This is a genomic window from Kluyvera ascorbata ATCC 33433 (genome assembly GCF_000735365.1).
Lineage (GTDB): Bacteria > Pseudomonadota > Gammaproteobacteria > Enterobacterales > Enterobacteriaceae > Kluyvera > Kluyvera ascorbata.
Genome location: NZ_JMPL01000048.1, coordinates 1 through 13898 on the forward strand (window position 1 = coordinate 1; position 13898 = coordinate 13898).

At 50.1% G+C, this 13898-nt stretch carries 15 protein-coding genes; 10 read left to right on the top strand and 5 right to left on the bottom strand.

Annotated elements, in window-relative coordinates:
* Positions 1-510: bifunctional phosphopantothenoylcysteine decarboxylase/phosphopantothenate--cysteine ligase CoaBC (gene coaBC, locus GKAS_RS12775; protein WP_156105151.1), on the bottom strand; the 510-nt coding region annotated here is incomplete at its 3' end.
* 176 nt (positions 511-686) lie between these two features.
* Here coaBC and radC point away from each other — a divergent pair.
* The 4 genes from radC (at position 687) to mutM (ending at position 2906) form a co-directional block, all read left to right on the top strand.
* Entirely contained in the window at positions 687-1352 is a 666-nt protein-coding gene (gene radC / locus GKAS_RS12780) for a RadC family protein (protein WP_035894681.1), read from the top strand.
* Between the two features lie 219 nt (positions 1353-1571).
* Entirely contained in the window at positions 1572-1808 is a 237-nt protein-coding gene (gene rpmB, locus GKAS_RS12785; protein ID WP_002436699.1) for a 50S ribosomal protein L28, read from the top strand.
* Positions 1809-1830: 22 nt separating this feature from the next.
* Entirely contained in the window at positions 1831-1998 is a 168-nt protein-coding gene (rpmG, locus tag GKAS_RS12790; protein ID WP_003024094.1) for a 50S ribosomal protein L33, read from the top strand.
* Between the two features lie 98 nt (positions 1999-2096).
* The gene (gene mutM / locus GKAS_RS12795; RefSeq protein ID WP_035894682.1) at positions 2097-2906 is read left to right on the top strand and encodes a bifunctional DNA-formamidopyrimidine glycosylase/DNA-(apurinic or apyrimidinic site) lyase; all 810 of its coding nucleotides are present in this window, start codon (positions 2097-2099) and stop codon (positions 2904-2906) included.
* Between the two features lie 52 nt (positions 2907-2958).
* Here the strand turns inward: mutM and coaD are convergent, their stop codons facing one another.
* Both coaD and waaA read right to left on the bottom strand, forming a co-directional pair.
* Entirely contained in the window at positions 2959-3438 is a 480-nt protein-coding gene (gene coaD, locus GKAS_RS12800) for a pantetheine-phosphate adenylyltransferase (RefSeq protein ID WP_035894711.1), read from the bottom strand.
* An 8-nt stretch (positions 3439-3446) separates the two neighbouring features.
* Complete coding sequence (gene waaA / locus GKAS_RS12805) at positions 3447-4724, bottom strand: lipid IV(A) 3-deoxy-D-manno-octulosonic acid transferase (RefSeq protein ID WP_035894683.1); 1278 nt, start codon at positions 4722-4724, stop codon at positions 3447-3449.
* 407 nt (positions 4725-5131) lie between these two features.
* On the opposite strand from waaA, the gene rfaQ reads away from it, so the two are divergent.
* From rfaQ to GKAS_RS12835, 6 genes are all read left to right on the top strand, one after another.
* Positions 5132-6199, top strand: a complete 1068-nt coding sequence (rfaQ, locus tag GKAS_RS12810) for a lipopolysaccharide core heptosyltransferase RfaQ (RefSeq protein ID WP_035894684.1) — start codon at positions 5132-5134, stop codon at positions 6197-6199.
* Positions 6196-7320 carry a glycosyltransferase family 4 protein gene (locus tag GKAS_RS12815; protein WP_035894686.1) on the top strand — a complete coding sequence of 375 codons (1125 nt, stop codon included), beginning with the start codon at positions 6196-6198 and terminating at the stop codon, positions 7318-7320. Before rfaQ ends, GKAS_RS12815 begins: the two co-directional genes overlap by 4 nt.
* A complete protein-coding gene (gene rfaP, locus GKAS_RS12820) occupies positions 7313-8113 on the top strand; it encodes a lipopolysaccharide core heptose(I) kinase RfaP (protein ID WP_035894687.1) in 801 nt (266 codons plus the stop codon). The genes GKAS_RS12815 and rfaP overlap by 8 nt, the downstream gene beginning before the upstream one ends.
* A gap of 122 nt (positions 8114-8235) precedes the next feature.
* Positions 8236-9621 carry an O-antigen ligase family protein gene (locus GKAS_RS12825; RefSeq protein ID WP_051910761.1) on the top strand — a complete coding sequence of 462 codons (1386 nt, stop codon included), beginning with the start codon at positions 8236-8238 and terminating at the stop codon, positions 9619-9621.
* Positions 9618-10655 carry a glycosyltransferase family 9 protein gene (locus GKAS_RS12830; protein ID WP_035894690.1) on the top strand — a complete coding sequence of 346 codons (1038 nt, stop codon included), beginning with the start codon at positions 9618-9620 and terminating at the stop codon, positions 10653-10655. The genes GKAS_RS12825 and GKAS_RS12830 overlap by 4 nt, the downstream gene beginning before the upstream one ends.
* 71 nt (positions 10656-10726) lie before the next feature.
* Positions 10727-11833 carry a glycosyltransferase family 9 protein gene (locus GKAS_RS12835; RefSeq protein ID WP_051910762.1) on the top strand — a complete coding sequence of 369 codons (1107 nt, stop codon included), beginning with the start codon at positions 10727-10729 and terminating at the stop codon, positions 11831-11833.
* A 47-nt stretch (positions 11834-11880) separates the two neighbouring features.
* Here the strand turns inward: GKAS_RS12835 and rfaC are convergent, their stop codons facing one another.
* Both rfaC and rfaF read right to left on the bottom strand, forming a co-directional pair.
* A complete protein-coding gene (gene rfaC, locus GKAS_RS12840) occupies positions 11881-12843 on the bottom strand; it encodes a lipopolysaccharide heptosyltransferase RfaC (RefSeq protein WP_035894691.1) in 963 nt (320 codons plus the stop codon).
* A gap of 3 nt (positions 12844-12846) precedes the next feature.
* On the bottom strand, positions 12847-13893 hold the full coding sequence (rfaF, locus tag GKAS_RS12845; protein ID WP_035894692.1) for an ADP-heptose--LPS heptosyltransferase RfaF: 1047 nt from the start codon (positions 13891-13893) through the stop codon (positions 12847-12849).
* Positions 13894-13898: the final 5 nt, after the last annotated feature.

The window sequence follows — 13898 nt, forward strand, 5'->3', positions numbered from 1 at the left end:
CAGTGGGTCGAGCATACGTCCTGGGCCGACGTCGCCGCAGGCCTGGCTGCCGCTATCCGGGCCCCAGATGAGCATATTGCGCGAGGCTAATACCTCAAGATTGTGTTGGGTGGCCGCGGCGCGATACATCTGCTGGTTCATGGCCGGTGCGATGGCAATGGGTGAAGGTGTTGCCAGACAGATGGTAGAGACCAGGTCGTTTGCCATCCCTGCGGCGACGCGGGCAATCAGGTCCGCCGTAGCTGGCGCCAGAATCACGAGGTCAGCCCATTTCCCCAGCTCAATGTGACCCATTGCCGCTTCTGCTGCGGTATCGAGCAGGCTGTCGGAAACCGGATAGCCGGAAACGGCCTGCAGGCTTAGTGGGGTGATGAAAGCTTTTGCGGCTTCCGTCATGGCAACGCGCACATCCGCGCCGCGGTCGCGCAGGCGACGTACGAGTTCCGGCGTTTTATAGGCAGCAATGCCGCCGCTGACACCGAGAACAATTTTTTTACCGGCCAGGCTCATCATGATTCTTTCCTGTTAGGGGGACACCAGAATTCGCGCATTTTATCACAATCCCGCCGGGGTCGTGCGCCTGTGACATCGACACTTTGCGAGGGGCTACGCAAGCGCGCTATCTCTGCCGTGCAGTAGTGCTTGCGTTGTGACAGCATGGCGGCAGTTATTGGAAGGAGGTCGCCATGGAAAGCGCAGAAGTGATGTTACCGCGCGAAAAGATGCAGCGGTACGGAATAGAGTCGCTATCGGATACTGAGCTGCTGGCGCTGTTTTTACGAACCGGTACGCGTGAAAAAAGCGTGATGCGCTATTCTCACGACCTGCTGCGGCATTTTGGCTCGCTTTATCGGTTGTTGTCCGCAACGCAAGCGGAGATGACCCAGATTGATGGCATGGGGATTGCCAAATATGCGCAGCTGAAAGGGATTGCCGAATTGGCGCGTCGATACTTTAGTGTGAGGATGCTGGAAGAAGATTCTTTGCTAAGTCCTGAACTGACGCGAGAATTTTTACAAAGTCAGTTGGCGGATGAGGAGCGAGAAATCTTTGTGGTCATCTTCCTAGATAACCAACACAAGGTGCTGAAACATAGCCGACTTTTTTCCGGCACGTTGAGCCATGTGGAGGTGCATCCGCGAGAAATTGTACGAGAAGCCATCAAAGTGAATGCCGCGGCGGTGATCCTCGCGCATAATCATCCATCAGGTAATGCCGAACCGAGTAAATCAGACAGACTTATCACCGAAAGGGTGGTAAAATGTTGCCAATTCATGGATGTACGTGTACTCGACCATCTGGTTATTGGCCGCGGTGAGTATGTTTCTTTTGCCGAACGAGGCTGGATTTAGCGGATAATTACGCGATCCACCGGGATCTTTGTCTGTTCGGGACTTGAGCATATCCTCGTGTCAGCGTATACTACGCCACCTTTGAGAATCTCGGGTTTGGCATTTGGGCCTGGCAATCGAGAGTTCACTTAGAACTATGCGATGACCGGGCTGTAAAGCCTGACGAGGCGCCGATACCCCATACGAAGCTCGAGCTAATTTGATTTTTGGAGAATAGACATGTCCCGAGTCTGCCAAGTTACTGGCAAGCGTCCGGTGACCGGTAACAACCGTTCCCACGCACTGAACGCGACTAAACGCCGTTTCCTGCCGAACCTGCACTCTCACCGTTTCTGGGTTGAGAGCGAGAAGCGTTTTGTCACCCTGCGTGTATCTGCTAAAGGTATGCGTGTTATTGATAAGAAAGGCATCGATACAGTTCTGTCCGAACTGCGTGCCCGTGGCGAAAAGTACTAAGTACTTAACGAGGAAATAAATCATGGCTAAAGGTATTCGCGAGAAAATCAAGCTGGTTTCTTCTGCTGGTACAGGTCACTTCTACACCACCACGAAGAACAAACGTACTAAACCGGAAAAACTGGAACTGAAAAAATTCGATCCAGTTGTCCGTCAGCACGTTCTGTACAAAGAAGCTAAAATCAAATAATTTTAGTTTCGATGTCATGAAAAACCTCGCCTCGGCGGGGTTTTTTGTTTTCTACGCGTCCCCATAATAGAGAGATCTGTATTTAAGCCGGAGACGCTATGCCTGAATTACCCGAAGTTGAAACCAGCCGCCGGGGCATTGAACCCCACCTGGTCGGTGCGACCATCCAATACGCCGTTATCCGCAACGGTCGCCTTCGCTGGCCCGTCTCTGATGAAATCTACCGCCTGAGTGACAAGCCCGTCCTGAGCGTTCAGCGACGCGCTAAATACCTTCTGCTGGAACTCCCTGACGGCTGGATAATTATCCATCTGGGAATGTCGGGTAGCCTGCGTATCCTGTCCGAAGAACTGCCCGCTGAAAAGCATGACCATGTTGACTTGGTGATGAGTAACGGCAAAGTACTGCGTTATACCGACCCACGCCGCTTTGGTGCCTGGCTATGGACCACGGAGCTGGAAGGGCACAGCGTGCTCGCTCATCTCGGCCCAGAGCCGCTGAGTGCGGAATTTAACTCCGACTATCTGCTGGCGAAGTGCGCGAAGAAGAAAACGGCGATTAAACCCTGGCTGATGGATAATAAGCTGGTGGTGGGCGTGGGGAATATCTACGCGAGCGAATCGCTGTTTGCCGCGCGGATCCATCCGGATCGGCTGGCGTCATCGCTCTCAAGAGAAGAGGGTGAACGGTTAGTCGGCGCGATCAAAGCCGTGCTGGCGCGATCGATTGAACAGGGTGGGACAACGCTAAAAGACTTCCTGCAAAGCGACGGCAAACCGGGCTATTTTGCTCAGGAGCTGCAGGTCTATGGGCGTAAAGGGGAAACGTGTCGGGTATGCGGGGCGCCGATTGTGGCGAGCAAGCATGCGCAGCGGGCGACGTTTTACTGCAAACAGTGCCAGAAGTAACTCATTCAGGCAGCCCGGCCAAGCGAAGCGCCGCCGGGAACGACCTCGATACCTACTTCAGCTTCTCCATCAACGCCTGATGCACGTTCACCGGCAGGAAGTGGGTAACGTCCCCATTATGGCGCGCTACCTCTTTTACCAGCGATGATGAGATAAATGACCACTCTTTGGAAGGCATCAGGAAGACGCTTTCCAGCTCCGGCATCAGATGGCGGTTCATATGCGCCAGCTGCATCTCATACTCAAAGTCAGCAACGGCGCGCAGGCCGCGAATCAGAATGTTGGCCTGTTGCGTGCGGGCAAAGTTCGCCATCAGATCGCTGAACCCCATCACCTCGACGTTAGCAAGATGCGCCGTGGCCTGCTGTGCCAGCGCCACACGCTCGCTCAAATCAAACATCGGTTTTTTACTGGGACTGGCGGCAATAGCGAGGATGACATGGTCAAACATGCAGGCTGCACGGGTCACGATATCTAGGTGACCGTTGGTAATCGGATCGAATGTGCCTGGATAAATCGCCCGTTTTTGCATAGTCATCCTCAATGCGTTTTCGGTGGCAGGTAAGGCTCCAGAAGCTGTAGCAGGCGCTGCAGTGCGCCCTGATTCTGGTAAAGAACCTCAACGGCATGACGGCCATAGAAACTACGGTAGTCTTCATCGGCTAACAGCGAAGCCACTTCTTTCTCAAGGCTGGCGGCATCGGTGACGGTAATTAGCCCGCTCGCCTGCTCCAGACGTGCGCAGATATCTTTGAAGTTAAAGGTGTGTGGCCCCATCAGCACCGGAATCGCGTGGGCGGCTGCTTCCAGCGGGTTGTGCCCGCCGCGTTCAACCAGTGAACCGCCAACAAACGCCAGATCGGCAATGCCGTAAAGCAGCATCAGTTCACCCATCGTGTCGCCAATCACTACCTGAGTGGTGGCGGAAGGCACTTCACCGGAAGAGCGAGTCGTATAGCTCAGGCCTGCCTGACGGGTAAGGTTGATGGCATCCGGGAAACGCTCAGGATGACGAGGCACCAGAATCAATAGAAGATCGGGATATTGCTGTAGCAGCGCTTTATGCGCGGCAATGATGATGCTCTCTTCGCCATCATGGGTGCTGGTGGCAATCCATACCGGGCGATGCGGAGCCCATTGGCGGCGCAGCGTGACGGCTCTGGCCGCCAACTGTGGCGTTACCGAGATATCAAACTTCAGGCTGCCGGTAATAGTGACCTGATTGTTTTTTGCCCCCAAGGCAACAAAACGTTTTCCGTCTTCTTCATTCTGCGCAGCAATCAGCGTGATGCGTTGCAAGAGCGTACGAACAAACGAGCCCAGTTTTGCGTAACCAGCAGCGGAGCGCTCGGAAAGACGGGCGTTGGCAATGACCAGTGGAATATGGCGACGATGCAGCGCGGCAATCAGGTTCGGCCATAGCTCCGTTTCCATGATAAGCACCAGCTTAGGGTCAATCTTATCGAGGAAGCGATTAAGCGCATCGGGTAAATCATACGGCAGATAGACGTGCTGAACATCTTTGCCAAAAGCGGACTGAACGCGTTCTGAACCCGTTGGGGTCATCGTGGTCACAGTAATCGGTAAATCAGGGTAACGATGACGCAGCGCACGAACCAGAGGGATAGCGGCGAGTGTTTCACCGACGGAAACCGAATGCAGCATAATGCCGCCAGGCTTAAGCGGCTGGCGGTAGAAGCCATAACGTTCACCCCAGCGTTTGCGATAGGCTGGAGCTTTACGTCCGCGCACCCAAAGCCGTATCCAGATGAGAGGCTGAATAAGATAGAGCAATGTGGTGTAGAGCAACTCAAGCATGGGCGTTAGCTGGCTAATGGATGTGCTGGGGATTCTATGTATTTACCCGGTGCTTTGCTATTACTTTTGCCATTAAGGGACCAATTAGGCGCTAAAGTGGTCAATCTACCGTGTGATAGACCATTATGTTGTATTCCTGCGTAACTCTTTGAAATTAAAGTCAGGGGCTGAAGAAGATAACAAGATTGGTCCTGAGGTCGACACCAATCTGTGCTAATGAGTTGATTGGAAAGACTAAAAGAAAATGTGCTTAACTTTTATTCGTATCGGATTGCCACTAAAGAAGTGGTACACTAGCGCGCAAAATTTAAGTGCGATATCAGTAATCAGGCAACTGTTGAGCTTGGGGCGGTAGCGTGCTTTTTTTTGCTTAACGGTATCGGACACTCTCAACAAAAGAGCCGCTTGTGGAAAAGTTATTCAGAAATATCCTGGTCATTAAAATGCGTTTTCATGGCGATATGCTGCTGACAACCCCCGTCATCAGTACATTAAAACGTAACTATCCCGATGCCAAAATCGACGTGCTCCTTTATGAAGACACAAAGCCGATTTTATCTGAAAATCCGGAAATTAATGCGCTGTATGGAATCAGTAAGAAAAACGCCACAACAAAAAAGAAAATCGCTAACTTCATTTCATTAATAAAAAAATTACGCCAAAACCAATATGATTTAGTGATCAACTTGACCGATCAGTGGCTGGTTGCACTATTGGTCCGTTTTTTGTCGGCTGGTACAAAACTTTCCCCTGATTTCCCGCACCGCCAGAAACCTTTCTGGCAGAAGAGCTTTACGCACCTTGTGCCGATTACTGGCGATCATATCGTTGAACGTAACCTGTCGGTTTTGAATCCGCTTGGGCTGAGCACGCTCAATCGCGAACTGTCTATGAACTATGCTCCTGCCCATTGGCAAAACATCCATGAACAGCTAGAACAGCTCAATGTGGGTGAGCGCTATGTCGTTATTCAGCCAACCGCACGTCAGATTTTTAAATGCTGGGATAACGAGAAATTTCGCGAGGTTATCGATGCCTTACAGGAACAGGGTTATCCGGTTGTGCTGACCTCTGGACCAGGGAAGGATGACCAGGAGTGCATCCGTGATATTGCGGAAGGATGCAAATTACCTCCCGTCACCGCACTGGCGGGTAAAACGACGTTTCCTGAACTGGCGGCTCTCATTGACCATGCGGCATTGTTTATCGGCGTTGATTCCGCTCCAATGCATATTTCAGCCGCGGTGAAGACCCCTATCATTTGTCTATTTGGCGCAACGGATCATATCGCGTGGCGACCATGGGCGGAAAATGTCACGCTGCTATGGGCCGGCCACTATCAACCAGTACCGCCAAGAGAGCGACTGGACCGCAGCTATAAATATCCGTCAGTGATCCCTGCGGTGGATGTTATTAACGCGGCCAGACAAGTGCTCAATGGCGCAGCGCCAGAAGCCAAGGTGAATGCACAATGATTGTTGCTCTCTGCCTGTACAAATATTTCCCCTATGGGGGATTACAGCGCGACTTTATGCGCATCGCTAAGACGATTGCTGCGCGCGGACATCATGTCCGGGTCTATACGCGAGCCTGGCAAGGGGAACGCCCGGCGGAGTTTGAGTGCGTTGATGTTCCGGTGACGGCGCATTCTAACCATGGGCGAGATAAGCAGTATCAAACGTGGGTTCAACAGCATTTAACTCAACATCCGGCAGACCGCGTGCTGGGCTTTAACAAAATGCCGGGGTTGGATTACTACTACGCCGCCGACGTGTGTTATGCGGCTAAAGTCTCGAAAGAAAAGGGATTTTTGTATCGCTTAACTGCACGATACCGTCACTATGCGGCCTTTGAGCAAGCGGTGTTTAAACCTGGCGTAAAGACAAAGCTGCTGATGCTGACAATAAAGCAAATTGTTGATTTTAAAAAGTTTTACCATACGGAAGACGATCGCTTTCAGCTCCTTCCTCCCGGTATCTACCCCGACAGAAAATACAGCAATCAGCCGCCTGGCAGTCGTGAACGCTACCGTGAAGCCAACGGTATCACCCCGCAGCAGTTTTTATTGCTGCAGGTGGGTTCTGACTTCTCACGTAAAGGGGTCAGCCGCTCAATTGCTGCTGTCGCTGCACTGCCTGAGGCTATTCGTCGCCAAACCCAGCTCTTTGTTGTCGGCCAGGATAAACCGCGCACCTTCGCTTCGCAGGCAGAAAAATTGGGTGTGAAAGAAAATGTCCATTTCTTTGCGGGGCGTGATGATGTTGCTCATCTGATGGCGGCCGCGGATGTGTTATTACATCCGGCGAAGCAGGAAGCCGCGGGAATTGTACTGGTTGAAGCTATCGCGGCAGGTTTGCCTGTACTCGTAACAGAGGTTTGCGGATATGCGCCTCATGTTGCGGCGGCAGGATGCGGTGCCGTGTTTAGTGAACCTTTTGAGCAAAATGCGCTTGATGGTGCGTTGCAGAAAGTCCTGACGGATAGCTCACTGCGTGAAGAGTGGGCGCAAAAAGCGCGGTATTATGCGGATACGCAGGATCTCTATAGTCTGCCAGAACATGTTGCGGATATTATTACAGGTGAATTGCATGGTTGAGTTACATGAACCCTTTGCCACTTTGTGGAAGGGAAAAGACCCATTCATCGAGGTTAGAAAGCTTCAGGGTGAGGTCTTTCGGGAGCTAGAAACCCGTCGCACACTTCGTTTTAGCGTCGCTGATAAGAGCTATTTTTTGAAGTGGCACCGAGGTACTACTTATAAAGAAGTTATTAAGAATCTGCTTTCACTGCGTATGCCGGTACTCGGGGCTGACCGTGAGTGGAATGCTATACACCGTTTAGCTTCTTTGGGCGTTGATACGATGCATGGCGTTGCATTTGGCGAAACAGGCTGGAATCCTGTTAAGAAAACCTCCTTTATCATTACCGAAGATTTAACGCCGACCATTAGCCTGGAAGATTATTGTGCAAAGTGGCGTGTGGAACCTCCGCAGCCGCGCGTAAAAAGAATGCTGATTCAACGTGTAGCCAATATGGTTCGGGCGATGCATCTTGGCGGCGTTAACCACCGCGATTGCTATATTTGTCATTTCTTACTTCATCTCCCATTTGATGAGAAAAATGGCAATGATCTGAAAATCTCGGTGATCGATCTGCATCGAGCGCAAATCAGAAATAAAGTACCTTTGCGTTGGCGTAACAAAGATCTTACCGGACTTTATTTTTCCTCCGATAATATTGGCCTAACAACCCGTGACTACTATCGATTTTTAAAGATATATTTCAATGGTAGCCTGAAAGATATTATTAAGAACGAAAATACGTTTATTGAGCAGGTTGAAGGAAAAGCCAAACTTATTCGCGAAAGGACAATTCGTAAATCACTGTAATTTTAGCTATAAAGAATGATTTGTAAATGGATTTTGTATTTCATGGAACGAAACTACACTACTTCTCTTCTTGCATTTTTAATTTATAAATATGTGCTGGATTTTGTTCCAATAGGGTTTATATGAATTCAAACACACAAATGCAATCTCCATCTAAAGGTATTGCAGCTTATTTGTTGTTATTTTCTTTTTGTGTTTTATGTTTTGTCTGGCCTATCCAGAATTCAATTCTGCCAACTAATAGGAATCTTTTCATATACTTAGGCACTGCGCTAACGCTATATTTTTGCGTGCGTAAAAAGTATATGCATATTGAGCTTAGTCGATTGGCAAAATATGCTATTGGTTTAATTCTTCTTTTCCTCGTATTCACATTGGTCAATGGTCTATTTGTTGCGGTTGATGTGAAAGAGATGATCCGCAGTTGGCAGGGACAATACCTACGAGCGGGGCTATTGTTCTTTGTTGGGCTTTTTTTGTACCCAATCTGTAAATATCACTTTAAAAATATAACCACCAATAAAGTGATGTCTTTAGTTGTTCTGTGTTCGTTAGGGGTTCTATTTATTCACCTGCTGCAGAATATCTATTTTTACATCAAGACAGGCACGATACTCTGGGGTCATACGTGGATCGTGCCAACTCGTACCGAGATGAGCTTCCAGATCAACATGGTAACGGGCATTTTACTGGCAGAAATTGCCTGCCGGTTGTTCCTGGGCCGCAAATATCTGCTCTTCAGCAACAAACTGATGGCAGCCTTTATTCTGCTGTGCTTTATCTGTTCTGCGTTAGCGAAGACTCGTTGGGGCACCATCGGCCTGATTGGTAGCACGATTTCTATCTGCGTTTTTATTGCCTTGAAGGCGATTAGCCGTAAGAACTTGCCGAAGCTTAGTCTGGCCGCGTTAGTGGTAGCGATGGTTGTAGGTATTGTGGGTTACACTTCCTGGCATCAGGATGCTCGCTGGAAAAGCCTGAGTATGGATATGGTCGCTGGCTGGGATCTGGGTATGCACAGCCGTTGCTATAACGGTTTTGATGGTCCGTTAATGCAGGACAGTACTGGCCGTATAATGGATGATTCTAATAGCTGCCGAGCATCGTTCTTCCGCCAAGGGACTGATTTAATTGCGGAACACCCGTTTGGCGCCGGTCCGCGAAAAGACGCATTCTTAGTGTTGCTGCAGGAAAAATATCACGACCCTATTATTCAACAGTCTAACAGCCACTACGGGCTGATTGATGTCACGCTTCAGAACGGTGTCCTTGGGCTTATCAACTGGCTAGCATTCGTCTTGCTGATGATCCTTATTGGTTGGCGTGCATTCTCGCGTGATTTAATTATTCCGGGTTTGTACTTATCTCTCTTCACCGTGAGCTTCTTGTTCCGTAGCGGTGTGGATAACATGATGCGCGATCACTTCCTTGAGCAAAACCTTGCGTTATCCGGTTTAATGCTAGGCCTGATCTTTACGAGTAATAAAATATCACAGGCGAAAAAATGAAAGTTTTAATTATTCGTAGAGATAATATTGGCGACTTGATACTGACAACGCCGCTGATCTCCACTATTGCAAAAGACATGAATTGTAAGGTTGATTTGTTAGTTAACACCTACAACCAATCGATCATCGAAAATAACCCTCATGTCGGTAAAGTTTTCTTATACAGTAAGCTACATCATCGCTCTAAAGGTACATCTAGCCTTAAGGTGTTGTTTCAGCGACTGAAGACGATTATTGATCTGCGCCGTGCTAAATATGATGTTGCGATTATTGCGAAAGAACATTGGGATAAACGTCCTTTACAGTGGGCAAAATTAGCGGGCGCAAAAAGAATTATCGCGATTGGCAATGACTGCCCTGATATTATCACCGATGCTATTCCTGAAACTCAGGAGCAGCTTCATCTGGTCAATTTACTGGACAGATTAACGGGACCGCTAGGCTGTACTTCTAAACCTGGCCCGCTGGAGCTGTATGTCACGCCGAAAGAACTGACTGACATAAAAGCAAAGATAGATTTTCCTCAGGATGACCTGCCTGTTTATGGGTTGCAGATAAGCTCGCGAAGAGAAGAACAACAATGGCAAAAAGAAAAGTTTGTTGCGCTTGCGCATAAACTTGCTGCCGAGCAGGCATGTCATATCCTGTTATTCTGGTCTCCAGGAAAGTCAGATAATAAATTACATCCCGGTGATGACGAGAAGGCTAACTTTATCACCGAGCAGTGTGCCGATCTGCCGATTATTCCAGTAAGAACCAACACCGTACGTGAACTGATGGCCGGTATGTCGCTATGCGATCAGATTGTGACCAGCGACGGCGGTGCTTTGCATATTGCTGCTGGGGTACATAAACCGGTAGTTGCGCTATTCGGCAACAAAGCCGCATGGCTATGGACCCCATGGGGAGTGCCGTACGAGATGCTGCAAGGAAAAGATTACGATGCTCGCAACATTAGCGTCGATGATGTATTCACGCGGTTTGTCAGCCTGCAGGAGCAGGTGCGAAAAAATACGGCAACGGATGAAGCATAAGCTTACTTATTGATATAGGTAAGTTGCTAAATTGATCTCTGTCTGGCGATAGGTTAAATAGGTTTTATTTAATGATTAGAGCATTGAGAAAAAGAATTCAGCTATTACTGGTTAATCTTTTTTTAATGATACATACCCGTAAGAAAGATTTTTCTTTTAGTCAGCAAGAATTTGAAAATCAGGATAAAAGTCAGCTGAAGAATATCCTGATTTATTCTTCAACGGCGCTGGGTGATTTCATGATGAACTCTCCAGCAATTCATGCGCTTCGCCAGACATATCCTTCTGCGGCAATCACTTTGATATGCCACAAAAAGATGTATGACTTCCTCAAGGGGGGGAGAGACTGGGACGATCTTATTTCGTGGGACAATAAGCTCACAACCCTCCCGGCGTTAGTTAAAGAGATCAAAAAGCGTGGAACGCCTGATCTGACGGTGATTCTTCACTCCCATACACCTTACGATTTCCTCAGCGCCATTATGGCTGGCACGAAGTATGTCTTTGTTGATAACGATAAACAGGACATCCCGCTCGTCAGCAAATGGGCGACCAACAGAATCAGCAAATTTGTTGGGCATACTATTCAGCGAAAGCTGGAGCTCATCATGCCTTTGCTGAATGAAAAACCAGATAACAGCATGCATCTGCCATTCCCTGTTGAACGTACGGTGAGTGAGGCAGATTCGCAGCTGCGCTGGATTGGTTTTCAAATGGGAGCGTCATCCTTTAAGAAATGCTGGCCTGTTGAGCGATTTGTCACTTTCGCAAACCAACTGTTTGCCCATGATGACGTGCGTGTCGTCCTGATTGGTGCCCCGAATGAAGTGCCTCTGCAGGATGAATTTTTGCAAAAACTGGATAGCCGCTTTCATGATCGTGTAAAACCGCTTATCGGTAAAACGACGCTCAAGGGGCTGATTCAGGAAGTGAAGAATATGGACCTGCTGGTAACATCAGATACGGGCCCTATGCACCTTGCTGTGGCAATGCGAGTACCGACGGTGAGTATGTATGTGATCACTTCACCTTATCTCTATGGTCCCTATCAGGACCCTCAATTGCACAAGGTGGTTTACAAAGCTTATACAACACTGGATGAAATTAAGTACCGTTCAGCGCTTGAGAAGGTAAGTTGTGAAGAGATCATGGTGCATGTAAAACCCTTCCTGCAGTAAGTTCACCGACGCTCTGCATGTTCTGTTAAGCGTGCAGAGCCGAAGGTTTATGCATCGGAAGGTAGGTGTTTTAGTACTTGCTGAGCGGTGAGTAACCGCAGTTTACCTTCCGGAGCAATGCACGTTAACTGGTTCTTGCCGTAACCGCCGATGAGGCCAGGGTCGGTGGGACCATAGAGCGTCACGTTTGGGCGATCGAGCGCGGCGGTCAGATGGCTAAGACCAGTATCAACCGACACCACAAATTCTGCGCCGGCTAGGATGCGCGCAATTTCCTCAAGGCTCATCCGCGGCAGCACATCGACATTATCAAACCCTTCCGCAATTCTTCTTGCTCTTTCCTCTTCATGTGGTGCCCCCCAGGGCAGCTTAATACGAATCCCTGTCTTCGGTATCAGCGCAATAAGATCCCGCCAGTGAGCTTCTGTCCAATGCTTATCATCGCGCGTTGTCGCATGCAAAAATACGGCGTAGGGCTGTGATTCAGACGTCTGCTGTTTTACAAAGTGTTGCGCAATGGCGTAATCACCCTGAGCTTCTGGTTTGACATACCCCAGACTTTTGGCAAACAGCTCGCGCGTACGTTCCACGGCATGCTGCGCTTTAGCGATATGGTGCTTACGGTTATAGAACAGACTCGCCAGCGGCTCACGCGCGGTGCTCCAGTCCATGCCATTTTTGACGCCATGGGCGAGGCGAGTGACCAGCGCAGCGCTTTTAACCAGCCCTTGAGCGTCAATGACGGCATCGTAGGCAACGGCCTGAACCGCTTCTTTAAAGGCTTTCCGCTCGGCTTTTATCGGCGCAGAGAACCACGCTTTACGCCAGCGGCGAATCGCCACCGGTATTACGCGATCGACGGCTTCATGCCAGGAGGGAATCTGCGCGAAGCCCTCCTCGACAACCCAATCGAAACGGATGCCAGGAATGGCGCGCATAGCATCGGTGAGTGCGGGCAGCGTGTGCAGCACGTCACCCATGGAAGATGTTTTGACGATCAGAACCCGCATGCGTCAGGCTTCCTCGCTCGACATCAGAGCATTGAGCTCTTCCAGCACGCGGGCTGGGGTAATATCAATCAGGCTCTGGTGATAGCCTTGGGCGGAGTCGCCTTTACGCACTTTGTGATAGCCGGTGATAAGGCGAATCACGCGCGCCTTATTGGAAAGCGGCGGCGTAAAGTCAGGGCTGCTTGGCCCATAGAGCGCGACCAGCGGGCGGTTAAGCGCGGCGGCAACGTGCATAAGGCCGGAATCATTGGTGACGATAGCCTTGCAGGCGGCAATCAGAATGACGGCCTGTTCCAGCTGGGTTTCCCCGGCCAGATTGCGGCACCAGCCTTTTTGTTCGTCGCTCAGTGAAGCGATGATCTCATTGCCGGCGTCGTTATCTTTCGCCGAGCCGAAGAGGACAATCTGGTTACCCTCATCAATGAGCTGTTTTGCCAGCGTCGCGTAGTGATAATGCGGCCAACGTTTCGCCGGGCCAAACTCAGCGCCGGGACAAAAGCCGATCATCGGGCGCTCGCTGGAAAGTGAAAACGCGTTGCAGGCCAGGGATTTCTCCCCTTCGTTAACCTGCAACTGTGGCCATAGCAGCGGCTGCGGCAGATCTTTGGCGCAGCGCATCACGCCTTTATCATAAGCCAGCGCGACGTAGCGCTCGACCATCAACGGCCAGGCGTCTTTGTCCAGCACGCGCGCGTCATTCAGCAGGCCGTAGCGCATTTCTCCGCGCCAGCCGGTTCGCAGCGGAATACCCGCAAAGAACGGCACTAGCGCCGATTTAAACGAGTTAGGTAGGACGTACGCGCGGTCATAGCGCTTTTCACGCAGGCTATGACCGAGCTTGCGCCGTTCGCCAATTTCCAGCGCGCCATGCCCAAGCGGCATCGCGATCGCTTCATTGACTTCCTGCATCCGCGATAACAGCGGACGGCACCATGCGGGTGCCATCACGTCGATTATCGCCTGGGGATAGCGCGCCTTGAGCGTGCGATAGAGACTTTGCGACATCATCATGTCGCCCACCCATGACGGGCCGATCACCAGTATTTTCATGCTAA

What these genes read in the sequence shown, in the direction of transcription:
- radC (WP_035894681.1), top strand. Translation starts at nt 687, where the DNA reads ATGGAAAGCGCAGAAGTGATGTTACCGCGCGAAAAGATGCAGCGGTAC.
- rpmB (WP_002436699.1), top strand. Translation starts at nt 1,572, where the DNA reads ATGTCCCGAGTCTGCCAAGTTACTGGCAAGCGTCCGGTGACCGGTAAC.
- rpmG (WP_003024094.1), top strand. Translation starts at nt 1,831, where the DNA reads ATGGCTAAAGGTATTCGCGAGAAAATCAAGCTGGTTTCTTCTGCTGGT.
- mutM (WP_035894682.1), top strand. Translation starts at nt 2,097, where the DNA reads ATGCCTGAATTACCCGAAGTTGAAACCAGCCGCCGGGGCATTGAACCC.
- coaD (WP_035894711.1), bottom strand. Translation starts at nt 3,438, where the DNA reads ATGCAAAAACGGGCGATTTATCCAGGCACATTCGATCCGATTACCAAC.
- waaA (WP_035894683.1), bottom strand. Translation starts at nt 4,724, where the DNA reads ATGCTTGAGTTGCTCTACACCACATTGCTCTATCTTATTCAGCCTCTC.
- GKAS_RS12815 (WP_035894686.1), top strand. Translation starts at nt 6,196, where the DNA reads ATGATTGTTGCTCTCTGCCTGTACAAATATTTCCCCTATGGGGGATTA.
- rfaP (WP_035894687.1), top strand. Translation starts at nt 7,313, where the DNA reads ATGGTTGAGTTACATGAACCCTTTGCCACTTTGTGGAAGGGAAAAGAC.
- GKAS_RS12825 (WP_051910761.1), top strand. Translation starts at nt 8,236, where the DNA reads ATGAATTCAAACACACAAATGCAATCTCCATCTAAAGGTATTGCAGCT.
- GKAS_RS12830 (WP_035894690.1), top strand. Translation starts at nt 9,618, where the DNA reads ATGAAAGTTTTAATTATTCGTAGAGATAATATTGGCGACTTGATACTG.
- GKAS_RS12835 (WP_051910762.1), top strand. Translation starts at nt 10,727, where the DNA reads ATGATTAGAGCATTGAGAAAAAGAATTCAGCTATTACTGGTTAATCTT.
- rfaC (WP_035894691.1), bottom strand. Translation starts at nt 12,843, where the DNA reads ATGCGGGTTCTGATCGTCAAAACATCTTCCATGGGTGACGTGCTGCAC.
- rfaF (WP_035894692.1), bottom strand. Translation starts at nt 13,893, where the DNA reads ATGAAAATACTGGTGATCGGCCCGTCATGGGTGGGCGACATGATGATG.